Annotated in this window: 24 protein-coding genes and 1 pseudogene; 12 read left to right on the top strand and 13 right to left on the bottom strand. The window is 73.1% G+C overall.

Going from position 1 to position 22,104, the window contains the following annotated elements:
* Positions 1-356: 356 nt before the first annotated feature.
* A complete protein-coding gene (locus IH25_RS0126570) occupies positions 357-917 on the bottom strand; it encodes an ATP-binding protein (RefSeq protein ID WP_030615627.1) in 561 nt (186 codons plus the stop codon).
* A 314-nt stretch (positions 918-1,231) separates the two neighbouring features.
* Positions 1,232-1,609: an STAS domain-containing protein gene (locus IH25_RS0126565; protein ID WP_030615625.1), complete on the bottom strand. Its 378-nt coding sequence runs from the start codon at positions 1,607-1,609 to the stop codon at positions 1,232-1,234.
* A gap of 249 nt (positions 1,610-1,858) precedes the next feature.
* Here IH25_RS0126565 and IH25_RS0126560 point away from each other — a divergent pair, with 249 nt between their 5' ends.
* Positions 1,859-2,755 (top strand): RNA polymerase sigma factor SigF, encoded by an 897-nt coding sequence (locus IH25_RS0126560; protein WP_030615624.1) that lies wholly within the window; start codon positions 1,859-1,861, stop codon positions 2,753-2,755.
* Positions 2,756-2,852: 97 nt separating this feature from the next.
* Here IH25_RS0126560 and hutI read toward each other — a convergent pair whose 3' ends face one another.
* The 4 genes from hutI to hutU all read right to left on the bottom strand — a co-directional run bounded on the left by hutI (position 2,853) and on the right by hutU (position 8,357).
* Positions 2,853-4,028 carry an imidazolonepropionase gene (gene hutI / locus IH25_RS0126555; RefSeq protein ID WP_030615621.1) on the bottom strand — a complete coding sequence of 392 codons (1,176 nt, stop codon included), beginning with the start codon at positions 4,026-4,028 and terminating at the stop codon, positions 2,853-2,855.
* Positions 4,029-4,048: 20 nt separating this feature from the next.
* Positions 4,049-5,386, bottom strand: a complete 1,338-nt coding sequence (locus tag IH25_RS0126550) for a formimidoylglutamate deiminase (RefSeq protein WP_030615618.1) — start codon at positions 5,384-5,386, stop codon at positions 4,049-4,051.
* Positions 5,383-6,585 carry an allantoate amidohydrolase gene (locus IH25_RS0126545; protein WP_030615613.1) on the bottom strand — a complete coding sequence of 401 codons (1,203 nt, stop codon included), beginning with the start codon at positions 6,583-6,585 and terminating at the stop codon, positions 5,383-5,385. The genes IH25_RS0126550 and IH25_RS0126545 overlap by 4 nt, the downstream gene beginning before the upstream one ends.
* Positions 6,586-6,692: 107 nt before the next feature.
* The gene (gene hutU / locus IH25_RS0126540) at positions 6,693-8,357 is read right to left on the bottom strand and encodes a urocanate hydratase (RefSeq protein ID WP_030615610.1); all 1,665 of its coding nucleotides are present in this window, start codon (positions 8,355-8,357) and stop codon (positions 6,693-6,695) included.
* Positions 8,358-8,598: 241 nt separating this feature from the next.
* Here hutU and IH25_RS42515 point away from each other — a divergent pair.
* The 5 genes and pseudogenes from IH25_RS42515 to IH25_RS0126515 form a co-directional block, all read left to right on the top strand.
* Positions 8,599-9,033: pseudogene (locus IH25_RS42515) on the top strand (diaminopimelate decarboxylase); the annotation flags it as partial.
* A 177-nt stretch (positions 9,034-9,210) separates the two neighbouring features.
* Positions 9,211-9,594 carry a hypothetical protein gene (locus IH25_RS0126530; protein WP_078844425.1) on the top strand — a complete coding sequence of 128 codons (384 nt, stop codon included), beginning with the start codon at positions 9,211-9,213 and terminating at the stop codon, positions 9,592-9,594.
* Complete coding sequence (locus IH25_RS0126525) at positions 9,591-10,406, top strand: hypothetical protein (protein ID WP_030615601.1); 816 nt, start codon at positions 9,591-9,593, stop codon at positions 10,404-10,406. Before IH25_RS0126530 ends, IH25_RS0126525 begins: the two co-directional genes overlap by 4 nt.
* Before the next feature lie 31 nt (positions 10,407-10,437).
* On the top strand, positions 10,438-10,917 hold the full coding sequence (locus IH25_RS0126520) for a roadblock/LC7 domain-containing protein (protein ID WP_030615598.1): 480 nt from the start codon (positions 10,438-10,440) through the stop codon (positions 10,915-10,917).
* Between the two features lie 10 nt (positions 10,918-10,927).
* Entirely contained in the window at positions 10,928-11,302 is a 375-nt protein-coding gene (locus IH25_RS0126515) for a roadblock/LC7 domain-containing protein (protein WP_030615596.1), read from the top strand.
* Between the two features lie 7 nt (positions 11,303-11,309).
* On the opposite strand, the gene IH25_RS0126510 is transcribed toward IH25_RS0126515, so the two are convergent.
* Together IH25_RS0126510 and IH25_RS0126505 are read right to left on the bottom strand one after the other, a co-directional pair.
* Complete coding sequence (locus tag IH25_RS0126510) at positions 11,310-11,864, bottom strand: hypothetical protein (protein ID WP_030615593.1); 555 nt, start codon at positions 11,862-11,864, stop codon at positions 11,310-11,312.
* A gap of 153 nt (positions 11,865-12,017) precedes the next feature.
* The gene (locus tag IH25_RS0126505) at positions 12,018-12,860 is read right to left on the bottom strand and encodes a MurR/RpiR family transcriptional regulator (protein WP_030615590.1); all 843 of its coding nucleotides are present in this window, start codon (positions 12,858-12,860) and stop codon (positions 12,018-12,020) included.
* Between the two features lie 130 nt (positions 12,861-12,990).
* Here IH25_RS0126505 and IH25_RS0126500 point away from each other — a divergent pair, with 130 nt between their 5' ends.
* Positions 12,991-14,418 carry a purine-cytosine permease family protein gene (locus IH25_RS0126500; RefSeq protein ID WP_030615588.1) on the top strand — a complete coding sequence of 476 codons (1,428 nt, stop codon included), beginning with the start codon at positions 12,991-12,993 and terminating at the stop codon, positions 14,416-14,418.
* 10 nt (positions 14,419-14,428) lie between these two features.
* Positions 14,429-14,905 (top strand): hypothetical protein, encoded by a 477-nt coding sequence (locus IH25_RS0126495; RefSeq protein WP_051754125.1) that lies wholly within the window; start codon positions 14,429-14,431, stop codon positions 14,903-14,905.
* Between the two features lie 16 nt (positions 14,906-14,921).
* Here IH25_RS0126495 and IH25_RS0126490 read toward each other — a convergent pair whose 3' ends face one another.
* Entirely contained in the window at positions 14,922-15,683 is a 762-nt protein-coding gene (locus IH25_RS0126490) for an SDR family oxidoreductase (protein ID WP_030615582.1), read from the bottom strand.
* 147 nt (positions 15,684-15,830) lie between these two features.
* Between IH25_RS0126490 and IH25_RS0126485 the strand changes: the two genes are divergently transcribed.
* Positions 15,831-16,667 (top strand): helix-turn-helix transcriptional regulator, encoded by an 837-nt coding sequence (locus IH25_RS0126485; RefSeq protein ID WP_030615579.1) that lies wholly within the window; start codon positions 15,831-15,833, stop codon positions 16,665-16,667.
* Positions 16,668-17,155: 488 nt separating this feature from the next.
* On the opposite strand, the gene IH25_RS0126480 is transcribed toward IH25_RS0126485, so the two are convergent.
* From IH25_RS0126480 to IH25_RS0126470, 3 genes are all read right to left on the bottom strand, one after another.
* Positions 17,156-17,662 carry an NUDIX domain-containing protein gene (locus tag IH25_RS0126480; protein ID WP_051754124.1) on the bottom strand — a complete coding sequence of 169 codons (507 nt, stop codon included), beginning with the start codon at positions 17,660-17,662 and terminating at the stop codon, positions 17,156-17,158.
* Between the two features lie 82 nt (positions 17,663-17,744).
* A complete protein-coding gene (locus tag IH25_RS42875; protein WP_280842531.1) occupies positions 17,745-17,867 on the bottom strand; it encodes a hypothetical protein in 123 nt (40 codons plus the stop codon).
* 46 nt (positions 17,868-17,913) lie between these two features.
* A complete protein-coding gene (locus IH25_RS0126470) occupies positions 17,914-18,249 on the bottom strand; it encodes a hypothetical protein (RefSeq protein ID WP_030615572.1) in 336 nt (111 codons plus the stop codon).
* A gap of 107 nt (positions 18,250-18,356) precedes the next feature.
* On the opposite strand from IH25_RS0126470, the gene IH25_RS0126465 reads away from it, so the two are divergent.
* Positions 18,357-19,184 (top strand): helix-turn-helix domain-containing protein, encoded by an 828-nt coding sequence (locus IH25_RS0126465; protein ID WP_030615569.1) that lies wholly within the window; start codon positions 18,357-18,359, stop codon positions 19,182-19,184.
* A complete protein-coding gene (locus IH25_RS0126460) occupies positions 19,181-19,381 on the top strand; it encodes a DUF397 domain-containing protein (RefSeq protein WP_030615566.1) in 201 nt (66 codons plus the stop codon). Before IH25_RS0126465 ends, IH25_RS0126460 begins: the two co-directional genes overlap by 4 nt.
* A gap of 114 nt (positions 19,382-19,495) precedes the next feature.
* On the opposite strand, the gene IH25_RS0126455 is transcribed toward IH25_RS0126460, so the two are convergent.
* Positions 19,496-20,887: a cystathionine beta-synthase gene (locus IH25_RS0126455; RefSeq protein ID WP_030615564.1), complete on the bottom strand. Its 1,392-nt coding sequence runs from the start codon at positions 20,885-20,887 to the stop codon at positions 19,496-19,498.
* A 159-nt stretch (positions 20,888-21,046) separates the two neighbouring features.
* Here IH25_RS0126455 and IH25_RS0126450 point away from each other — a divergent pair, with 159 nt between their 5' ends.
* Positions 21,047-22,066 carry an SGNH/GDSL hydrolase family protein gene (locus tag IH25_RS0126450; protein WP_030615562.1) on the top strand — a complete coding sequence of 340 codons (1,020 nt, stop codon included), beginning with the start codon at positions 21,047-21,049 and terminating at the stop codon, positions 22,064-22,066.
* Positions 22,067-22,104: the final 38 nt, after the last annotated feature.

The raw sequence follows: 22,104 nt of genomic DNA, 5'->3' as shown, positions 1-22,104 counted from the left end.
GTCCGGTCCGCCGGGACCTTCGGGACCGTGCCGAAAGGGCCGCCGCACCCCAGGTGGGTGCGGCGGCCCTTTCGGCTGTCGGGCCCCGCGTCCCGGCTGTCGGGCCCGGCGTGTCACGGCCCGGGGCCGGGCCGGTGTTGCCGACGGCGAACACCAGGGTGCGGCCCCGGTCCGGGGCGGCCCGCCCGATGCGGCCGTCAAGGTGCGCCCGGGGTCGTGAGGAAGGAAGTCGTGAGGCAGGAGGACGCGTCACACACCGGAGTCGCGGCGGTGTCGCACACCGGAGTCGCGGCGGTCCGGCGGGCGCGGCGGGGTGTCGAGCCAGGTCGGCACCCCGGGGAACCCGCCGGCCGCGGTCAGGCCGGGGCGCCCAGTTCCGCCCACACCGTCTTGCCCGGTGTGCCGGTGATCCGGATGACGCCCCAGTCCAGGCACAGCCGCTGCACGATGAACATGCCGTGGCCGCCGGGCCGGCCGGCCCGGTGCGGGGTGCGCGGGGTCGGCTGGCCGGCGCCCCGGTCCGAGACCTCGATCCGGATCACCTTGTTGTCGCAGGTGAGCCGCAGTTCGTCGGGGCCCTCGGCGTGCAGGCAGGCGTTGGTGACCAGTTCGGAGACGACGAGCAGCACATCCTCGGCGGCGGCCCGCCGGTCGGCGGTGGCGGCGGGCAGCCAGTCCCACGCGTGCAGCGCCTGGCGGGTGAAGTCGCGGGCGAGCGGGACGACCCCGCTCTCGCCTTCCAGGCGCAGTCTGCGCACCTGCCGTTCACGGCTCCGCGGAGTACCGTCGGTCGGCACGGACGGCGCGGCTGCCCCCGCGGCCGCGCCGACGGCCGGCGCGACCCCCTCGGACGCCCCGGAAGCGCCGCTGGGCTCCGGGCCGCGCTCGCCCGGCGAGTAAGGCCGGGTGGTGCTCATCAGCGCTTCACCTCACCGATTCACCAGTTCACGATTACAAAAGTCCGGTCAGCGGTCCGAGCGGCACCGCGGTCCGTGGTCCGGTCAAGAGGCCGGACGACAGGCGCCGGCCGCGTCGGCCGTCGCACCACCCGGGGACCGACCGCCCGTCCGCCGGACGCGCGTCCCGTGCGCGTGCCGGCCGGGCCGTCCCCCGCCTTCTTCTGCCCTCTCCTGCCCGACCGATCCCAGGGAACACCCACGTGTTCGGGTGACCCGCGCAACGCCCGCGAGGGCCGGGCGCGGACCCGTCCGTACCGGCAGGACACGGCGGCTCAGTCGGCACCGTCGGCCAGGGCGGCCTCCACGGAGTCGTGGACGGTGAAGACCGTCTCGGCTCCGGTGATCTCGAACACCCGGGCCACCACCGGCAGCATGCCGGCCAGGTGGACCCCGCCACCGGCGGCGTCCGCCTTCAGCCGGGCGCCGAGCAGGACGTTCAGTCCCGTGGAGTCGCAGAACTCCAGGCGGGAGCAGTCCACGACGAGCCGCGAGAAGCCCTTGTCCAGCAAGTCGTCGAGGGGCTCACGCAGAAGATCGGCGGTGTGGTGGTCGAGCTCGCCCGCCGGCGTCACAACGGCGCTGGAGCCCTCTTCCCGCACCTCCACCAGAAGCCGGCCCGACTGTGCGCTGCCGACCGTCCCGTGGTCCATGCCGTCTCTCTCTCCCGAGGTCGTGGCTGCTGATGCCCTCGAACATTACGCCTTCCTTGGGCACTCTGACACCCGAACATCCGCACACAAACGGACATACCGCAACAGAACGCACTTGCGACCCGCTCGGTGCAGCGGGTAGGGCTAGTAAACGACACACATTCCTACACGCCGGCTTTGGAGGCGCCGCACACCGCAGTGCAGGTACTGGCTTCGGCAGCCATATGCCGAGAACGATGGAGGACACCCATGTCAGCCCGGCTCGACGCATCGCCTACCCCGATCGCGACGTCGACACCCCCACCGGTACAGCTGGATCATCCCATCGATCCCCTCGACCTCCTCGAGGGACTCCCGGAGATCCCCCCTTACGACGAGATCGGCCCGGTCGACGCGCGGGCCCTGTCCAAGACCCTCTTCGAGCGGCTGGAGTCGCTGGAGGAAGGGACGCACGAACACGCGTACGTCCGCAACACCCTGGTCGAGCTCAACCTCGCGCTCGTCAAGTTCGCCGCCTCCCGCTTCCGCTCCCGCAGCGAGCCGATGGAGGACATCATCCAGGTCGGCACCATCGGCCTGATCAAAGCCATCGACCGCTTCGAACTCTCCCGCGGTGTCGAGTTCCCCACTTTCGCGATGCCCACCATCATCGGCGAGATCAAGCGGTTCTTCCGGGACACCTCGTGGTCCGTGCGGGTCCCGCGCCGCCTCCAGGAGCTGCGCCTGGACCTCGCCAAGGCGGGCGACGAGCTGGCGCAGCAGCTGGACCGCGCGCCCACCGTCGCGGAACTCGCCGAACGCCTCGGCATCTCCAGCGAGGAGGTCGTCGAGGGCATGGCCGCCTCGAACGCCTACACCGCCTCCTCGCTGGACGCCCAGCCCGAGGAGGACGACTCCGAGGGCGCGCTCGCGGACCGCATCGGCTACGAGGACCACGGCCTGGAAGGCATCGAGTACATCGAGTCCCTCAAGCCTTTGATCGCCTCGCTCCCGTCCCGGGACCGCAAGATCCTCTCCCTGCGCTTCGTGGCGAACATGACCCAGTCCGAGATCGGTGAGGAACTGGGCATCTCCCAGATGCACGTGTCCCGGCTGCTGTCGCGCACGCTGGTACGGCTGCGCAAGGGGCTGACCGTGGAGGAGTGACCCGCGCGGCACGTCGCGCGCCGCGGTGAGCGGTCCGGCCGGAGGGGCCGGACCGCCCATGGGTCCTCGGACGCGGGCCGGGCCGGCCGGTGGCCGGTCAGACGACGCGTACGCCCGCGCGCCACACCCCGGCGACCAGCGGCACGCCCGGGCGGTAGGCCAGGTGGACATGGCTCGGGGCGTCGAGCAGGAGCAGGTCCGCGCGGGCGCCCGGGGCGAGCCGGCCGATGTCGGTGCGGCGCAGGGCGGCGGCGCCGCCCGCCGTCGCCGACCACACCGCCTCGTCCGGGGTCATCCCCATGTCCCGGACGGCCAGGGCGATGCAGAAGGGCACGGACGAGGTGAAGGACGAGCCCGGGTTGCAGTCGGTGGACAGGGCGACGGTCACGCCCGCGTCCAGCAGGCGGCGGGCGTCCGGCCATGCGGCGCGGGTGGAGAACTCGGCGCCGGGCAGCAGGGTGGCGACCGTGCGGCTGTGCGCCAGGGCGTCCACGTCCGCGTCCGTCAGGTGGGTGCAGTGGTCGGCGCTGGCCGCGTCCAGTTCCACGGCCAGCTGCACGCCGGGGCCGTGGCCGAGCTGGTTGGCGTGGACGCGCGGATGCAGGCCCTTCGCCTTGCCCGCCGTGAGGACGGCACGGGCCTGGTCGCCGTCGAAGGCGCCCTTCTCGCAGAACACGTCGATCCAGCGGGCGTGCGGCGCGCAGGCGTCCAGCATCTCGCCGGTGACCAGGGCGACATAGGCCGCCGGGTCGTCGGCGTAGTCGGGGCTGACGACGTGCGCGCCGAGGTACGTCACCTCCTCGGTGTGCCGGGCGGCCAGGCGCAGGGCGCGGGCCTCGTCCTCGACCGTGAGGCCGTAGCCCGACTTGGTCTCGAACGTGGTCGTGCCCTGGCGCAGGGCCTCGGCGAGGTAACGGGTGAGGTTCGCCTCCAGCTCCGCGTCGCTCGCGGCGCGGGTGGCCGCGACCGTGGTGCGGATGCCGCCCGCGGAGTAGGGGCGGCCGGACATGCGGGCGTTGAACTCCTGTGTCCGGTCACCGGCGAAGACCAGGTGGGAGTGGGAGTCCACGAAGCCCGGCAGCACCGCCCGGCCGCCCGCGTCGACCCGGTTGTCGGTGGCGGGTGCTTTGCTTGACTCACCGGTCCACACGACCCGGTCGCCGTCGATGACGACGGCCGCGTCCCGGACCAGACCGAGGGGGGACCCCCCTCCGAGGGAGGGGTCGTTGGTGACCAGCGTGGCGATGTTGGTGATGACGGTGCTGCTGCTCATGGTGTCCTCGTGGGTGGTCGTCAGGCGCGGAGGGCTTCGACGGCCCGCGCCAGGGCTCGCGGCACATCGGGGACGAGCGTGTGCGCCCCGTCGCGCACGATCTGCCGGCCGCCCACGACCGTGTGCCGTACGTCCGCCGCGCTCGCCGCGAATACGGCCGTCTCGGCGCCCAGCCGGGGCAGTGGCCCGGCCGTCCTGACCGAGTCCAGGGCGATCGTCGTCAGGTCGGCGAGCGCGCCGGGCTCGATGGTGCCGGCCTCGTCCCAGCCCAGGGCGGCGTGGCCGTCGGCGGTGGCGGCCCGCAGCAGGGCGGCGGCCGTCCAGTGGCCCCGGGTGCGGGTGCGCAGCCGCTCGTTCAGCTCCATGGCGCGCGCCTCTTCGAGCAGGTCGATCACGGCGTGGCTGTCGGAGCCGAGACTGAGCGGGGAGCCGGCCCGCTGGAGGGCGACGGCCGGGCCGATGCCGTCGGCCAGGTCCCGTTCGGTGGTGGGGCACATGCAGGTGCCGGTGCCCGAGCCGCCGAGCAGGGCGATGTCCTCCTCGGTGAGGTGGGTGTTGTGCACGCCGGTGGTGCGCGGCCCGAGGACGCCGTGGTCGGCGAGCAGCCGGGCGGGGGTGCGGCCGTGCGCGGCGAGGCAGGCCTCGTTCTCGGCGGGCTGCTCCGACAGGTGCACGTGCAGCGGGGCCCGCCGCTCCTCGGCCCACTGGGCGACGGTCGCCAACTGCCCGGCGGGCACGGCCCGTACGGAGTGGATCGCCGCTCCGATCCGTGCGTGATCCCGTTCCTTGAGAACCGCACAGCGTTCGGCCCAGTCCGCCGCGCTGCCGTCGGAGAAGCGCAGCTGGTGGGCGTCCGGCGGCTCCCCGAAGCCGGCGGACAGGTAGCAGGTGTCCAGCAGGGTGATCCGGATGCCGGCCTCGGCGGCGGCCTCGATCAGCGCCTCGCCCATGGCGTTGGGGTCGGTGTAGCGGGTGCCGCCGGGGGCGTGGTGCACGTAGTGGAACTCGCCGACGCAGGTGATGCCGGCCAGGGCCATCTCGGCGTACACCGCGCGGGCCAGGGCGTGGTAGCCGTCCGGGGTCAGCCGGCCGGCGACGGAGTACATCACCTCGCGCCAGGTCCAGAAGGTCCCGGAGCCGACCTGGACCACGCCGCGCAGGGCCCGGTGGAAGGCGTGGCTGTGGGCGTTGGCGAGCCCCGGCAGGGTCAGCCCGCGCAGCACCTCGGCGCCCGGGGGCGGCGCGGTCACGTCCGTGCGCACGGCGCGGATGCGTCCATCGGCCACGTCGACGGCCACGCCCGGTTCGACGCGGTCGCCGAGCCAGGCGTGCTCCAGCCAGTAGGTTCCCTTGGTCACCGGCAGGCCAGCCCTTCCAGTACGTCGGCGAGTGCGCGCACCCCGGCCACGCAGTCGTCCTCGGCGGCGAACTCGGCCGGGGAGTGCGAGACACCGGTGGGGTTGCGCACGAACAGCATGGCGGTCGGGACGCTCCCGGACAGGATTCCGGCGTCGTGTCCCGCTCCGGTCCCGAGGACGGGCACGGTCAGCCCGGTGTCCTTGCCGAGGATCCGGGCGAGTTCGTCCCGCAGGGCGTGGTCGAACTCGACGACCGGGGTGAAGGACTCCCGGACGACGTCGAGGTCGACGCCGTGCGCGGTGGCGTACTCGCGCGCGGCCTTCTCCACTCCCCCGACGACCTCGTCCAGGGTCTCCTGGTCGGCGGCGCGGGAGTCGAGCCAGCCGCGCACCAGCGAGGGGATCGCGTTGACGCCGTTCGGTTCCACCGCGACCTTGCCGAAGGTGGCGACGGCACCGGCGAGTTCGGCCTCGCGGCGGGCGGCGAGCACGGTCTGGGCGTACGACAGCATGGGGTCGCGGCGGTCCACGAGCCGGGTGGTGCCGGCGTGGTTGGCCTCTCCCCGGAAGTCGAACCGCCAGCGTCCGTGCGGCCAGATGGCGCTGGCGACGCCCACCCGGTCGCCGGACAGGTCCAGCGCCCGCCCCTGTTCGACGTGCAGCTCCACGAAGGCGCCGATCCGGGCCAGCCGTTCGGGGTCGGGCCCGATGGCCTCGGGGTCGTACCCGGCGGCCTCCATGGCCCGGGGCAGGGCGACCCCGTCGCCATCGGTGAGCCGGTGCGCCTGCTCGGCGGTCAGCCGCCCGGCGGTCAGCCGCGACCCGACACAGGCGAGCCCGAACCGGGCCCCCTCCTCGTCGCCGAAGTTGACGAGGGCGAGCGGCCTGGTGAACCGCGTGCCCCGGCCGCGCAGTTCGTCCAGCGCGGCGAAGGAGGAGACCACGCCGAGGGGCCCGTCGAAGGCCCCGCCGTCCGGCACGGAGTCCAGGTGCGAGCCGGTGACGACGGCGTCCCCGGCGGCCGGGTCCCCCAGCCAGGCCCACTGGTTGCCGTTGCGGTCGACCTCGTAGGCCAGCCCGCGCGCCTCGGCCTGTTCCCGGAACCATTCCCGGCACTCGGCGTCGGCCCCGGTCCAGGCGTAGCGCCGGTAGCCGCCGGAGCCGGCGTGCCGGCCGATGGGGAGCAGCTCACGCCACATCTCGTGGAAGGAGGCGCCGGCCGCCGGCGGGGCGGTTCCCGCACCGGCGGACGGCGACGAGGGACCGGCCCCCTCCGGAGAGCCGCCGTGCCCCGCCTCACCGACCGTCACGCGCCGTCACCCTCACGCATGGGCACCCGCACCCCTCGCTCCCCCGCGACGGACTCGGCGATGTCGTACCCGGCGTCCACGTGCCGGATGACGCCCATGCCGGGGTCGTTGGTGAGGACGCGCCGGATCTTCTCGCCGCCCAGCTTCGTACCGTCGGCCACCGTCACCTGGCCGGCGTGGATGGACCGCCCCATCCCCACACCGCCGCCGTGGTGGAGGGACACCCAGGACGCGCCGGAGGCCACGTTGACCATGGCGTTCAGCAGCGGCCAGTCGGCGATCGCGTCGGAGCCGTCGAGCATGGCCTCGGTCTCGCGGTACGGAGAGGCGACCGACCCGCAGTCCAGGTGGTCGCGCCCGATGGCCAGCGGCGCGGCCAGTTCCCCGCTCGCGACCATGTCGTTGAACCGCTCGCCGGCCTTGTCCCGCTCGCCGTAGCCGAGCCAGCAGATACGCGCGGGCAGGCCCTGGAAGTGGACCCGCTCGCCGGCCATCCTGATCCAGCGGGCCAGGGACTCGTTCTCCGGGAACAGGTCCAGGATCGCCTTGTCGGTCTTGGCGATGTCGGCCGGGTCGCCGGACAGCGCGGCCCAGCGGAAGGGGCCCTTGCCCTCGCAGAACAGCGGGCGGATGTAGGCGGGGACGAAGCCGGGGAAGGCGAACGCCCGGTCGTAGCCGGCGAGCTTGGCCTCGCCCCGGATGGAGTTGCCGTAGTCGAAGACCTCGGCGCCGGCGTCCAGGAAGCCGACCATGGCCTCCACGTGCCGGGCCATGGACTCGCGGGCGCGGGTGGTGAAGCCGGCCGGGTCCTTCGCCGCCTCGGCGGCCATGTCCTCGAAGGCCACGCCGGCCGGGAGGTACGACAGCGGGTCGTGGGCGGAGGTCTGGTCAGTGACGATGTCGATGGGGGCGTTCATGGCGAGCAGCCGCGGGACCAGGTCGGCCGCGTTGCCGAGGACGCCGATGGACAGCGGGCGGCGGGCGTCGCGGGCCTCCACCGCCAGCTGGAGCGCGTGGTCGAGGGAGTCGGCCCGCACGTCGAGGTAGCGGTGCTCGATGCGGCGCTCGATGGCGCGCGGGTCGCAGTCGACGCAGATGGCGACGCCGTCGTTCATGGTGACGGCGAGCGGCTGGGCGCCGCCCATGCCGCCGAGGCCGGCGGTCAGCGTGATGGTCCCGGCGAGCGTGCCGCCGAACTTCTTCGCGGCGACGGCGGCGAAGGTCTCGTAGGTGCCCTGGAGGATGCCCTGGGTGCCGATGTAGATCCAGGAGCCGGCGGTCATCTGGCCGTACATGGTCAGGCCGAGGGCCTCCAGGCGGCGGAACTCCTCCCAGTTGGCCCAGTCGCCGACGAGGTTGGAGTTGGCGATGAGGACGCGGGGGGCCCACTCGTGGGTCTGCATCACGCCGACCGGGCGGCCGGACTGGACCAGCATGGTCTCGTCCTGCTTGAGGGTCCTCAGGGTGCGGACCATGGCGTCGAAGGAGCGCCAGTCGCGGGCGGCCTTGCCGGTGCCGCCGTAGACGACGAGCTTGTCGGGGTGCTCGGCGACCTCGGGGTCGAGGTTGTTCTGCAGCATGCGCAGGGCGGCTTCCTGCTGCCATCCCAGGGCGCTGAGTTCCGTGCCTCGCGGTGCTCGTACGGGGCGGGGTCCCGACATCTCTGCCTCCTCCTGTGCCTACGGCTATTCACATCCTGTAGGTCTGAATAGAGCTAGTCAATACATGGGGTGGTCCCGTCCGGGCATGGCGGATATCCGGCGGGAGACACCGGACCCCGGGGCCGAGGCCCGGGAGCGGGCGGTGCGGCGGGACCGGGCGGTGCGGCGGGACCGGGCGGTGCGGGCGGCCGTCGGGCAGGGGCTGCCGGGGCCGGACGCGGCCGTGGTGGGGCTGCCGGACGCGGGCGGGCGGCGGATCGCGGTGACGCGCGCGGGTGTGCGGGTCGCGGTGCGGACGGTGTACGCGCCGGGCGTGTGGCCGCTCAAGATCGCCGCGTACGACGCCGGGGGCGGCCGAAGGCGGGGCCGGAGACCGCGCAGGACATCGCGGGGCCGGCCTGCCTCTCGGGCGACCCGCTCGCCGTAGGGCGCGCGCTGCCCCCGCCGGAGCAGGGCGACCACGCGGTGGCGCCGGACACGGGCGCGTACGGCTTCGCCCGCCACTGCGCCTGCGCCCCCTCGCCCGGCCGGGGATCCACGGCTACACCCCGGACGGGTACGGGGGCATGGCCTTCGCGCCCGCGTGGCGGCCCGGACCGCCGCCGAGGCGGTGGCCGACTCCGGAGGGGCGCACGCGCCCGCGCTCACCACCCTCCGAGCCCCCGAAAGCCGGTGAAGCGCCCCGGCCGCCGGTCGTCTGGACGGCCCAACCGCCGGGGAACACACGTCAGTTGACCTACACTAGTACGTCGGACGCATGTTCCACCGGAAAATGCCAAAGGCCCCACCTCCCGCACACACGTTGCGTAGTGTCGGCGTCACTCAGCCGAGTCCCAGGCGGGAGGAAGCCACGGTGCCCGGAATAGACGAGTGCTTACTGGAAGCGATGCGGCTGCCCGGTGCCCGGGGAGCCGCGCTGGTGGACTGGACGAGCGGCCTGGCCCTCGGCACGGTCGGGGAGGCCCCCGGCGGGGACCACGAGACGAGTGCCGCCGAGGCCGCCGAACTGGCCCGGCTGGCCGCCGAGCACGGCACCTTCGCCACGGCCCGCGCAGGGCTGCCGCCCGTGGAGGACCTGATCGTCAGCAACGGTGACAGCTACCACCTGCTGCGGTTCGTGGACACCTCCTTCGACAGCAGCGTGTTCCTGCACCTGTGGCTCGGCCGCGAGGAGGGCAACCTCGCGCTCGCCCGGATCCGGCTCGGCGAGATGGCCGCCCGGCTGGTGCTGGGATGACCATGGTCCGGATCCCTCCGCCGGCCCTGCCGGTACGGGACAGGCGGGCCGCGCGCGCCCTGTCCCCGATGCTGACCCGGCTCGCCGAGGAGCGGGCCACCGGCGTCCTGGTCCGCGAACACGGCGTGCTGTATCTCGCCGAGGGCCGGGTGGTGCACGCCGAGAGCCCCCTCGCCCCGGATCTCGGCGTGCTCCTCACGGCCCACGGCACCCTCGCGGCCACCGCCTGGCAGCGCGCCGCCGCACAGGCCCCGGACCCCGCGCAGGCGGCGGAAGCGCTGCTGCGCTCCGGGGTGCTGCCCACCGGCGCGCTGGAGCTGTGCCACCTGGACGCGCTGTACGACGCCGGGTACTTCGCGCTGGCGCCGAGCGGCACCCCGGGCCGGTTCCGGTACGGCGCCGGGCCCCGGCTCGGCCCGCTGCCCTCGGTGCCGGTGGTCGCGCTGGAGCGCGAGACGTTGCGCCGCCGGCTGCTGCTGCACCGGCTGTGGCCGGACCCGGCCGCCGACAGCGCCCCGCTGATCCGCGCCGACCCGGCACCCGGCCCCGCCGCCGCCCTGTCGGTCACCCCCCGGCAGCGGGCCGTCCTGGACCGGGTGGACGGCGTCCGCACGGCCGCCGACCTGGCCCGGGACCTGGGCCGGCAGGCCTTCCACACGCTGGTCGACGTCCGCCGGCTCACCGCGGCCGGCTGGATCGCGCCGGTACCGGCGGACCCCGCCCCGCCGCCCGCACCACCGCCCCGCCCGGTCACCACCGACCCCGACATCGCGCTGCTGAAGAGGCTCAGGGATGCGCTGGAGGCGCTTTGAACGGCACCGCCCCGCCGAGAGGAGACAGCTCATGGTGACCGAGGACGACCTGCGGACCGTGCTGGCCGAACTGCACCGGCTGCGCACCCGGGTACCGCAGCTCACCGGCGCCCTCGCGGCCGGCGTCGACGGCCTCGTCATCGCCCACGACACCCCCGGCGTCGACCCCGAGGGCCTGGCCGCGCTCACCGCCGCCGCGCTCGGGGTCGCCGTACGGACCGCCGACGCCACCGGGAACGGGGCCCTGCGGGAGCTGCTGGTGCGCGGCGAGCGCGGCTATGTCGCCACCTACGCGGCCGGCCGCACCGCCGTGCTGACGTTGCTCGCCCAGGACCGGGTCAACGTGGGCCGGCTGCACCTGGAGGGCCGCCGGGCCGGCGCCCGCGTCGGGGAGCTGCTGGACACCGCCGAGGCCGTACGCCCGCTCCCCGGCACCGCTCCCGCACGCCCCCTGGGCCCCCGCGCGCCGCGCACCCCGGCCGCCGAGTCCCGCACCGCAACCGACAGCTGAGAGGATCCCCATGTCCGACACCGCCACCGCCCTGAAGCAGGCCCTCACCTCCATCGCGGGTGCCACCGGCGCCGCGCTCGTCGACTACACCAGCGGGATGGCGCTGGGCACGATGGGCGACAGCGCGAGCTTCGACCTGAACGTGGCCGCCGCCGGCAACACCGACGTGGTCCGCGCCAAGATGCGCACGATGGAACTCCTCGGCCTCAAGGGCGAGATCGAGGACATCCTGATCACGCTCACGGACCAGTACCACCTGATCCGCCTGCTCAAGGGCCGGGGCGGCAACGGACTGTTCCTGTACCTGGTCCTGGACTCCTCCCGGGCCAATCTGGCGATGGCCCGGCACCAGCTGCGCAGGATCGAGGAGGAGCTGGAGGTCTGACGCCGGCTCAGACCAGGGCCGGGGTGCGGCGGCGGGCCCCGCCCGGGGCCGCGTCACCGGCCGCGATGCCCGTGGCCCGCAGGCTCTTGACGGCCTTGCCCGCCGGGCTGCCGCCGCTCCGGCCGAGCCAGTCGACGCGCACCCACAGCAGCGCCTCGGCGGACCGCTCCAGCCGCCCGATCCAGGCGGCCTTCAGCCACAGCCCGGCGCCGAGCCCGGCCAGCAGCAGCCCGCCGGCCACGGGCACCGCGAACGCCGAGCCGAGCGCGAGCGCCCAGCCCAGCAGCAGCCACCAGCGGTGCCCCCGGCGCCAGCCGCGCACGGTCACCGCGCGGTCCTGGAGCACGTCGTACTTGCCCGCGCGGACCGCCCCGCGGGCGAGCGCCGCGTACCGGCCCCGGCGGGCCAGCAGCACACCGGCCGCGCCCAGCAGGAACAGCGCCGCCCCGGCCAGCGCCCCGATCCGCCGCCCGGTCAGTCCCTCGGGCAGGGCCCCGAGCCCGGCGGCGACCAGCCCCGGCCACCACAGCGGCGCGGCGCCCGCCCGTACGACGACGGCCACCCGTGCCAGTCCCTGCCCTCCGCGTCCTCCGCGCGCCACGTCAGCCTCCCGTGTCACGTGTCCACACAGCGCTTGTGTCTCGCTGGGGAAGCTAATAGCAGAACGTGAGACGAATCTGAGAGCGGCGGGGCCGGGTCACCCGGCTCACCCGGTTCACTCCACGAACAGACCCCGGGCCGCCGCCTTGGCGTCGAACTCCTCCAGCCGGGCCTGGGCGTCGGGCAGGTCGTCGCACAGCGCCTCCAGCAGCACCCGGCCCAGCAGCATCGGCGCGCACGCGGTGTCGAAGGCGAGCCCGGTGCCGACGGCGGCGGGCAGCAGCAGATCGGAGTGCTTGGCGACGGGCGCGAACGCCGAGTCGGCGACCGTGACCACGGTCAGGCCCGCGTCCTTGGCGTAGGCGAGGGTGTCCACGACCTCGCGCGGGTGCCGGGGCAGCGCGAAGCACAGCAGGGCGGTGGCGCCGGCCCGGACGGCGGCGTCGATCCGGTCCTGGATCATCGTGCCGCCCTCGTGCAGCAGCCGGACGTCCGGGTGGACCTTGGCGGCGAAGTAGGCGAAGCCGTAGGCCTGGGAGGCGGCGGCGCGCAGGCCGAGCACCGGCAGCGGCCGGGAGGCGGCGAGGACGCGGCCGGCCCGCTGCACCGGACGCGGGTCGGCGAGCAGCTCGGCCAGGTGCCTGAGGTTCTCGATCTCGGCCTCGACGGCCTGCTGGTACTCGTTGTAGGCGCCGTCGCCCGGAGCCGGTTCGGCCGGGACGACCTCGCGCAGGTGCCGGCGCAGGGCGGGGTAGCCGTCGAAGCCGAGGGCGACGGCGAACCGGGTCACCGACGGCTGGCTGACCCCGGCCAGTTCGGCCAGCTCCACACTGGACAGAAAGGGCACGTCGGCGGCGCGGCGCACCATGCTGTGCGCGATGCGGCGCTGGGTCGGCGTGAGCCGGTGGCCCTCGAAGAGCGCCTGCAACCGGTTCGCAGGGCTGTCGCTCGCGCTCATGCGGTACTCCCCCTCCAGATCTCCTCGACGCCCCGGGAGAGTACAGCGCCGGGGCATTGACAAACACCGGCCGCCTATTCAGACAGTGTGTCGCTGCATACCGTTATACAGCCCGGTGTGGGGAGAACGCATGGCACAGTTCGTGGAACCGCGCTCCATCGACGTCGTCCCGGACGAGGAACGGCACGGCAGGGCCTTCGGCCAGTTCACGCTGTGGCTGGGGGCGAACCTCCAGATAACGGCCGTCGTCACCGGCGCCCTCGCGGTCGTCTTCGGCGGTGACGTGGTCTGGTCGGTGGTGGGCCTGCTGCTCGGCAATCTGCTCGGCGGCGCGGTGATGGCCCTGCACTCCGCGCAGGGCCCGCGCCTGGGACTGCCGCAGATGATCCAGTCGCGGGCCCAGTTCGGGGTGCGCGGGGCGGTCGTCCCGCTGCTGCTGGTGGTCGTGATGTACGTCGGCTTCTTCGCCTCCGGCAGCGTGCTCGCCGGGCAGGCGGTGGGCGAGCTGACGCACACGGACGACACCACCGGCATCCTCGTCTTCGCCGTCGTCACGGGGGTCATCGCGACCGCCGGGTACCGGGTCGTGCACGCCCTGGGCCGGGTGGCGAGCACGGTGTGCGCGCTCGCCTTCGTCTTCCTCGCCGTACGCCTGCTGGAGCGCGCCGACACCTCCGCGCTGCTGCACGACGCGCACTTCTCGCTGCCGGTGTTCCTGCTGGCGGTGTCCCTGTCGGCGTCCTGGCAGCTGGCGTTCGGGCCGTACGTGGCCGACTACTCCCGCTACCTGCCGCGTACGACGTCCCCGAAGGCGACCTTCTGGTGGACGCTGTCCGGCTCCGCTTTGGGCTCCCAGTGGTCGATGACCTTCGGGGTGCTGGTCGCGGCCACGGCCGGGGAGAGCTTCCTGGACAGCCAGGTCGGCTATGTCGTCGGCCTCGGCGGCACCGGTCTGGTCGCGTCCTTCCTGTACTTCGTCATCGCGCTCGGCAAGCTCACCGTCAACGTCCTCAACACCTACGGCGGCTTCATGTCGCTGGTGACCGGTGTGAGCGGCTTCCGCGGGCAGCGGCGGCTGTCCCGGGCGGGCCGGGTGGCGTACATCGCGCTGGTGATGGCGGCGGGCACCGCGGTGGCCCTGCTGGGCAAGGACGGCTTCCTGTCCTCGTTCAAGGACTTCCTGCTGTTCCTGCTGACGTTCTTCACGCCCTGGTCGGCGATCAACCTGGTCGACTACTACCTGATCTCCAAGGAGCGCTACGACCTCGCGGCCCTCGCCGACCCGCACGGCCGCTACGGCGCCTGGCGCTGGGACGCCCTCGCGGTGTACGCGGCCGGGCTGCTGGCCCAGCTGCCGTTCCTCGCCACCGGCTTCTACACCGGCCCGCTGGTGGACCCGCTCGGCGGCGCGGACATCTCCTGGATCGTCGGCCTCGTCGTGCCGGCGCTGCTGTACCGGCTCGTCGCCCGCCGGGTCCCGCTGCCGGACGTACCGGCGGCCGTCCCGGCGGCGGAACCGGGGGTCAGCACCAGTGCGACCGGGCCCACGGCTTCCTAGGCTGACCGTCATGGACACTCGCGATCCGCGCGCCACCGGCCCCGGGCAGGAGACCTCCCCCCGTCAGGATCCCGGCCTCGGCAAGGACCCCGACCTCAGGAGGGAGCTGGACGCGACCGTGCGGGCCCGCGCGGAGCTGGGCGACGAGTACGACTCCGCCCTGGCGGACTCCTTCCTGGAGCGGGTCGAGCGGCGGATCGACGACGCGGTGGACCGCCGGGTGCGCCGGCAGCTCGCCGAACGGCAGCTCGCCGACGCCCGCGCGGCCCGGCGGCCGGGAACGACCGGCACCTGGGCCGAGCGGTACGGCTTCGCGCTGATCACGCTGGTCCTGGCGATCCCGCTGTCCGCGATCGCGGGCGGCATGGCCGGGCTGTCCGGGCTGGTGGTCGCCTGGCTCGGCATCATCGGCGTCAACGCGGCCCAGTCCGTCCGCCTGAACCGGGAACCCCCGGCCGGCCACGACCGCCCCGGACCCGGGGACTGACCCGCCCCGGAAGGTGTCACGCCTGCCGGGTCGGCAGCACCATGATCTGGCGGAGGTTGACGTGCCGGGGGCGGCTGGCCGCGTAGGCGACGACGTCCGCCACCTCCGCCGCCGACAGCGCGCCGATCTCCTCGAACATCCCCTCCAGCTGCCCGGACAGCTCCGGGTCGTGGACGAACGTCTTCAGCTCGGTGTCGGTCAGCCCCGGCTCGATGTTGGTGATCCGGACGTCCCGCGGCCCGAACTCGGCGCGCAGCGACTGCGACAGGTGCGTGACGGCCGCCTTGGTCGCCCCGTACACCGCGTAGCCGGGGAAGGTCAGGTGGGCGGCGACGGAGGAGACGTTCACCAGGTCGGCGGTGCGTCCCGCCGCCGCGGCGGCGACCAGGTCGGCGGTGAAGGCACGGACGACCCGCAGCACTCCGGTGACGTTGGTGTCCAGCATCCGCTGCCACTCCTCGAGCCGGCCCTCCTCCACCGGGCCCGGCAGCATGACCCCGGCGTTGTTGACGACCAGGTCGACGGCCCCGAACGTCTCGTGGATCCGGTCCCGGGCGGCCGTCACGGACGCGTCGTCGGTGACGTCGGCGGCCACGGCGAGCGCCTGCCCGCCGTCCGCCCGGACCTTGTCCACCAGCGCGTCGAGGCGGTCCGCGCGGCGGGCGAGCAGCGCCACCCGGGCGCCCTCGGCGGCCAGCTGGAGGGCGACGGCCTCGCCGATGCCGCTGGCGGCTCCGGTGACGACGGCGGTACGGCCGGACAGGCTCTCGTACGACATGGGTACTCCCTCGGCGGTTGCCGTCCGGGGCGGCTCCCCGGCGGTCGGCACCACCCTCGCCCGGTTCGGGGACCGTACCCAGGGATGCGCTTTTCCTGGGTCTGCCAGTACCAGGACGGACCGGCGGCACTCGCCTACGATCGGCGCATGGACGGGGACCGTACCGAAGCAGAGGTGGGCGACTTCCTGCGCTCGCGCCGCGCCCGCATCAGGCCCGAGGAGGTGGGGCTGCCCGCGCACGGGCGGCGCCGCGTGCCGGGCCTGCGCCGCGAGGAGGTGGCCCAGCTCGCGGGCGTGAGCGTCGACTACTACATCCGGCTGGAGCAGGGCCGGGGCGCGCACGTCAGCGACGCCGTCCTGGACGCGGTCGCGCGGGTGCTGCGGCTGGACGACACCGAGCACGCGTACCTGCGCGCGGTGGCGCGCCCCGCCCGGCGGCGCGCGAGTCCCGTCGCGGCGTCCCGGGTCCGCCCCGGCGTCCAGGCGCTCCTCGACGGCATGGAGCGCAGCCCCGCGTTCGTGGTGGACCACCGCATGAACGTGCTGGCCTGGAACGCGCTCGCCGACGCGCTGAGCGGCTACGGCCGGATGACGCAGGCCGAACGGAGCGTGCCCCGGCAGCTCTTCCTCGACCCGGGCGCCCGCGAGCTGTATCCCGAGTGGGCGGCGGTGGCCTCGTCGGCGGTGGCCCATCTGCGGCTGGGCGCCGGCCGGTACGCCGACGACGCCGAGTTGTGCGCGCTGATCGGCGAACTCTCAGTGAAAAGCGAGGACTTCCGCCGGCTGTGGGCGGACCACGAGGTCCGGGAGTGCTCCTACGGCGTGAAACGCGTCCGGCACCCGGTCGCGGGCCTGCTGACCCTGCCGTACGAAACCCTGACGGTGCCGTCCCAGCCCGACCAGACCCTCGTGGTCTACACCCCGGAACGGGGCTCGGAGACCGAGGAACGCCTCGCACTGCTGGGGAGTTGGGCCGGCGTCTGACCGGCCGGGAAGACTGTCGCGGGGACCGCCGCACCCCCGTTGCCGGGGGGCGGGACGACGGCGGTCCCCGCGAGGGACGCGGGCCGGTCAGGACCGGACGTGCGCGTCCGTGGCGTCCATGGAGGTCCGGGAGCCGCTCCGGAGGTCCTGGCGCCGTTCGGCGCCGGCCCGGGCGGGGAGCCGATCCCGCCCTGCCGACGCCCACCAATCTGCCGGACGCGTGTTAAGCGGGTGCTGCGCGCACGTGACACCCTCGTACCACTTACGCGAACCCCGTACCCGCGCCGACCCGAGGGTCTTCGAGTAGGCCACAAAGGCCGCCCAGGATGCCGGGCGGACGCTCAGATCTCCTCTGCTGCGAGCCTTGGTGTCTCGGACCTTCGAGGTCTTCGTGCACTTCCCTCCGTGGCGGGAGTCGATGAGCCGGCTCAGCCGTTCCGCTTCTTCCACCTAGGCCGTGGGCGCCCCACAGGGGCAGCTCTTCCGAATCACCCGTACGTGAGCGAACGTCCTTCGGCAAGGTAGACCGACGAGGGGAAGTCGTCTTCGAGGATCCCCACGGCGAAGCGAATGCGCTTTTCCGTGAGCGGCGTGACGAAGTCGCTGAGGTTGTACAGAGGGACGAATTGGATTCCGATGATTTCCGGCTCCTCACCCTCGTACTCGGGAAGCAGGGTTTCCGCGTCCTTCGCCGTACCTCCGTCGAACACGAAGTTGACACCTTCGGCACTACCGCTCACCTCGGAGTACGGCACGTAGTCGACCGCGAGAAGGCGACCAGGGGTGCGGTCGAGGCCCGTCTCCTGGCGGATCTCGCGAGCCCACGCCTCGTGGGGAGGCTCGTTGGCGTGGGCAGCCCCTCCGGGCAGTCCCCAGCTCTTCCCCTCCTTGTACGCCTTCTTGACGAGGAGTACCGACCCCTCCCCGTCCCGGATGATGGCCAGAGCGCCGATGCGCCGGCCAGGGGGGTTCTTGAAATCCGTGTCCTTGTGCATGTGTCTCCCTGGGAAAGGCCGGAGTCCGGCCAGAGCGCGAGTTCAAGCGCGAGTTCAGTGCTCTTCCGCAAGAAAACGGGGGTCATCCCCTGACCACCCTCGCCTGCGCGCCGGCCTCGATGGTGAGCGCCAGTTCTTCGGCCGCCTCGATCCCGATGCACTGGATGAGCAGGAAGCCGCCCGCGGGGTCGATCAGCACGTCCACGAGGGCGCCGGCCCGCATGATGGCCTGTTCGAGGTGCGCCCGTGCCCTAACTGCCCTTGGCGGATGTTCCATTGATCGCCTCCTCCGGGTGCCGCTCCCGCAAAGTGAGCCCGTCCCGGAGGAGATGGAGGATTTCGCGGGCCTGGTACACGTTGCAGTCCCCGAGACGCACCACCCAGCGGCGCTCCTCGGCGGGGGCCAGGCGGGTGTGGAACTGCGGAAGCCGGATGCCCGCCTTGTCCAGGGTCTCGGCCAGGGCGAAGGTGGTCTCCCCCACCTCCAGCACCTGCCTGATCCCCAGCTTGGGGATCTCTTCGCCGCCGGGCGCCTCCGGGTCCTTCTCGCCGTCAACCAGAGCCGGCTCGTTCAGCCCTCCGGGCATGATTGTCCCTCTCTGTAGCACTTCGACTACCGAACGGGTTCAGCGTGACCTACGGTCGGGAGTTCATCAACTTGCGCGTTCTGCTAGGAGAGTTGAGGTCGAAGCCGTTGAACAGACGGAAGTTGGACCCCGAAGCGTCGGCGGCCGCCGCGTTCGGTGACCGTCTTCGCAGGCTGAGGGACGAGCGGGGATGGACGCAGGAACAACTGGCCGAACGCTGCGGGTGCACCGACTCGCATATTTCTGCCGTGGAAACGGGTCGCCGTCCTCCAACTCCGCGCTTCGCGGCAAGTGTCGACGCGGCATTCGGCACGGGCGAACTGTTTCAGCGCGAGTGCGCGGAGATATACCGCCCGTCGCTGCTGGAGGGGTTCCGGGAGTACGTTCCCCATGAGCTGAAAGCGGCGGAGATCCGCATCTTCGAGGTCGGCATTATTCCCGGCCTGCTCCAGACGCCGGAGTACGCCGCGGCGATCCAGGGAGGCAACGTACGCCGAGGAGCCATCACAGAGCAGCAGGCCCAGGAGCGGCTGGCGAAGCTCGCGGAGCGCCAGGCGTCACTGACGCGCACACCGCCTCCGCTCGTCTTCGTGGTACTGGACGAGAGCTGCCTCAGGCGGCCCGTGGGCGGGCCAAAGGTCATGGCGGGGCAACTGGACAAGCTCCTCGCCTTCGCCGAGCTGCCGTCGACCGTGCTCCAGGTGGCCCCGTACGACCTCGGGGAGCGCCGGTCCTTCGATCTGCCCATCAACATCCTGACCCTCGCCAACCGGTCGCAGATCGCCTACGCGGAGTCCGCGCAGCGCGGGCAGCTCGTCCGCGAAACCACCTTCGTCGTGGGCGCGTTGACGGCCTACCATCAGTTGCAGGTCGAAGCGGCATCCCAAGCCGCCAGCGTGGCCATGATCCAGGACCTTCGAAAGGACTACCCGTGACGACCGAGCAACCGCAGTGGTTCACGTCCTCCTACAGCAGCAACGGCGGCAGCTGCGTCAAGGTCGCCACCAACCTCGTCGCGACCCATGGCGTGGTCCCCGTCGGGGACACCAAGCACAATGAGGGTCCGACGCTCACCGTCCAGGCCCGCGCCTGGTCCGCCTTCGTGGAGATGGCCAAGCACTCCCAGGTCTGAACCCGAGTCTCCTGCGCCTGCGCTGCCCTGTGCTCCAGGGACCACGAGAGCCCCCGACCGCTTCCCGGTCGGGGGCTCTCGTGGTATCGCGCATTCAGACCGCGCCGGGTTCGGCTACTTGTTGCCGCCCTTGGCCAGGAAGGCGAGCAGGTCCTGCCGGCTGACCACACCGGTCGGCTTGCCCTCGACCAGGACGATCGCCGCGTCCGCCTCGCCCAGCACCTGCATCAGGTCGCCGACCGGCTCACCGGAGCCGACCTGCGGCAGCGGGGAGCACATGTGCTTCTCCAGCGGGTCGTCCAGCGAGGCCCGCTTGCTGAACAGGGCGTCGAGCAGCTCCCGTTCCACCACGGAGCCGACGACCTCGGCGGCCATCACGTCCGGGTGACCTGCGCCCGGCTTGACGACGGGCATCTGCGAGACGCCGTACTCGCGCAGCACCTCGATGGCCTGGCCGACGGTCTCCTCCGGATGCATGTGCACCAGGGACGGGATGGAACCGGCAACCTTGTCGCTCAGCACGTCACCGACGCGGGCGCTGGGGCCCTCGTCCTCCAGGAAGCCGTAGTCGGCCATCCACTCGTCGTTGAAGATCTTGCTGAGGTAGCCGCGCCCGCTGTCCGGGAGCAGGACCACCACGACGTCGTCCGGGCCGAGCCGTTCGGCGACCTTCAGCGCGGCCACGACGGCCATGCCGCAGGAGCCGCCCACGAGCAGGCCCTCCTCCTTGGCCAGCCGGCGGGTCATCTGGAAGGAGTCCTTGTCGGAGACGGCGACGATCTCGTCCGCGATCTCCCGGTCGTAGGCGGTCGGCCAGAAGTCCTCGCCGACGCCCTCGACCAGGTAGGGCCGGCCCGAGCCGCCGGAGTACACCGAGCCCTCCGGGTCGGCGCCGATGACCTTGACCTTGCCCTCGCTGGCCTCCTTCAGGTAGCGGCCGGTGCCGGAGATGGTGCCGCCGGTGCCGACGCCCGCCACGAAGTGGGTGATCCTCCCCTCGGTCTGCTCCCACAGCTCGGGACCGGTGGAGTGGTAGTGCGAGAGCGGGTTGTTGGGGTTGGAGTACTGGTCGGGCTTCCAGGCGCCCGGGGTCTCACGGACGAGCCGGTCGGAGACGTTGTAGTAGGAGTCCGGGTGCTCCGGCGCCACGGCGGTCGGGCAGACCACGACCTCGGCACCGTAGGCGCGCAGTACGTTGATCTTGTCGGTGCTCACCTTGTCCGGGCAGACGAAGATGCACTTGTAGCCCTTCTGCTGGGCCACGATGGCAAGGCCGACGCCGGTGTTGCCGCTGGTCGGCTCGACGATCGTGCCGCCCGGCTTCAGCTCCCCGCTCTGCTCGGCGGCCTCGATCATGCGCAGGGCGATGCGGTCCTTCACGGATCCGCCGGGGTTGAAGTACTCCACCTTGGCCAGGACGGTCGCCCGGATGCCCTTGGTGACGCTGTTGAGCCGCACCAGCGGGGTGTTGCCGACGAGGCTGATCATCGAGTCGTGGTATCGCACCGTTGTCTCCGGTCGCTGCAAAAAAAGTGTGTTCGTAGTGGTGTCGCCAGCCTAAGGCCAGCCGTGCGGCGAGCGCGGCCGTTCACTCCCCGTTGAGATTGACGCACGGTCCGTACGGGGCAAGGAGTGGGTACGGCTACGAGGAGGTGGCGGCGACGCATGACGAGCATGTCGAGGGCGCGGGTGGCCCGGCGCATCGCGGCCGGGGCGGCGTACGGCGGCGGCGGGGCCGGTCTGGTCGGCGCGGCCGTCGTCGGACTGGTGCTGGCGGAGGTACGGCTGGCCCGGCGGCAGCTGGGCAACGGGCTCAGCGGCCGGGTGCCGGCGGCCGACGGCGTGTACGGGCACGGGTACGAGATCCCGGGCGAACCGCCGCTGCGGCTGGCCGTGCTCGGCGACTCCACGGCGGCGGGGCAGGGCGTGCACCGGGCGGGCCAGACACCGGGCGCGCTGCTGGCCTCGGGGCTGGCGGCGGTGGCGGAGCGCCCGGTGGAGCTGCGCAACGTGGCGGTCACCGGTGCGCGCTCGGACGACCTGGACCGTCAGGTGGGGCTGCTCCTGTCCGCTCCCGGGCCCGTCCCCGACGTGTGCGTGATCATGATCGGGGCGAACGACGTGACCCACCGGATGCCCCCGACCCAGTCGGTACGGCACCTGTCGACGGCGGTCCGGCGGCTGCGCACGGCCGGCGCGGAGGTGGTGGTCGGCACCTGTCCGGACCTCGGCACGATCGAGCCGGTGCAGCAGCCGCTGCGGTGGCTGGCCCGGCGGGCGTCCCGGCAGCTGGCGGCGGCCCAGACCATCGGGGTGGTGGCGCAGGGCGGGCGCACGGTGTCGCTGGGGGATCTGCTCGGGCCGGAGTTCGAGGCGAATCCGCGGGAGTTGTTCGGGCCGGACAACTACCACCCCTCGGCGGAGGGGTACGCCACGGCGGCGATGGCCATCCTGCCGACGGTGTGCGCGGCGCTGGGGCTGTGGCCGGCGGAGGAGGAACGGCCGGACGTGTCGCGCCGCGAGGGCTTCCTGCCGGTCGCCCGTGCCGCGGCCGAGGCGGCGGACGAGGCGGGGACGGAGGTCACGGCGGCGATGCCGGCGGGGCCGCGCGGGCCGTGGGCGCTGCTCAAGCGCAGGCGCCGCCGGCGCGTCCCGGAGGCCGAACCGGCGGCTCCGTCGGTGTAGCGGGACCCGGCGCCGTCGGTCTGGCGGGACCCGGCCGG

It is taken from the genome of Streptomyces achromogenes subsp. achromogenes (assembly GCF_000720835.1).
Taxonomy (GTDB): domain Bacteria; phylum Actinomycetota; class Actinomycetes; order Streptomycetales; family Streptomycetaceae; genus Streptomyces; species Streptomyces achromogenes.
The sequence above is the reverse complement of the archived record's forward strand: the minus strand, read 5'-3'. Positions and strand labels throughout refer to the sequence as shown.

Bases quoted from the DNA above. Each gene is read 5' to 3' on its own strand.
- IH25_RS0126570 (WP_030615627.1), bottom strand. From the start codon at position 917: ATGAGCACCACCCGGCCTTACTCGCCGGGCGAGCGCGGCCCGGAGCCC.
- IH25_RS0126565 (WP_030615625.1), bottom strand. From the start codon at position 1,609: ATGGACCACGGGACGGTCGGCAGCGCACAGTCGGGCCGGCTTCTGGTG.
- IH25_RS0126560 (WP_030615624.1), top strand. From the start codon at position 1,859: ATGTCAGCCCGGCTCGACGCATCGCCTACCCCGATCGCGACGTCGACA.
- hutI (WP_030615621.1), bottom strand. From the start codon at position 4,028: ATGAGCAGCAGCACCGTCATCACCAACATCGCCACGCTGGTCACCAAC.
- IH25_RS0126545 (WP_030615613.1), bottom strand. From the start codon at position 6,585: ATGTGGCGTGAGCTGCTCCCCATCGGCCGGCACGCCGGCTCCGGCGGC.
- hutU (WP_030615610.1), bottom strand. From the start codon at position 8,357: ATGTCGGGACCCCGCCCCGTACGAGCACCGCGAGGCACGGAACTCAGC.
- IH25_RS0126525 (WP_030615601.1), top strand. From the start codon at position 9,591: ATGACCATGGTCCGGATCCCTCCGCCGGCCCTGCCGGTACGGGACAGG.
- IH25_RS0126520 (WP_030615598.1), top strand. From the start codon at position 10,438: ATGGTGACCGAGGACGACCTGCGGACCGTGCTGGCCGAACTGCACCGG.
- IH25_RS0126515 (WP_030615596.1), top strand. From the start codon at position 10,928: ATGTCCGACACCGCCACCGCCCTGAAGCAGGCCCTCACCTCCATCGCG.
- IH25_RS0126505 (WP_030615590.1), bottom strand. From the start codon at position 12,860: ATGAGCGCGAGCGACAGCCCTGCGAACCGGTTGCAGGCGCTCTTCGAG.
- IH25_RS0126500 (WP_030615588.1), top strand. From the start codon at position 12,991: ATGGCACAGTTCGTGGAACCGCGCTCCATCGACGTCGTCCCGGACGAG.
- IH25_RS0126495 (WP_051754125.1), top strand. From the start codon at position 14,429: ATGGACACTCGCGATCCGCGCGCCACCGGCCCCGGGCAGGAGACCTCC.
- IH25_RS0126490 (WP_030615582.1), bottom strand. From the start codon at position 15,683: ATGTCGTACGAGAGCCTGTCCGGCCGTACCGCCGTCGTCACCGGAGCC.
- IH25_RS0126485 (WP_030615579.1), top strand. From the start codon at position 15,831: ATGGACGGGGACCGTACCGAAGCAGAGGTGGGCGACTTCCTGCGCTCG.
- IH25_RS0126480 (WP_051754124.1), bottom strand. From the start codon at position 17,662: ATGCACAAGGACACGGATTTCAAGAACCCCCCTGGCCGGCGCATCGGC.
- IH25_RS0126470 (WP_030615572.1), bottom strand. From the start codon at position 18,249: ATGCCCGGAGGGCTGAACGAGCCGGCTCTGGTTGACGGCGAGAAGGAC.
- IH25_RS0126450 (WP_030615562.1), top strand. From the start codon at position 21,047: ATGACGAGCATGTCGAGGGCGCGGGTGGCCCGGCGCATCGCGGCCGGG.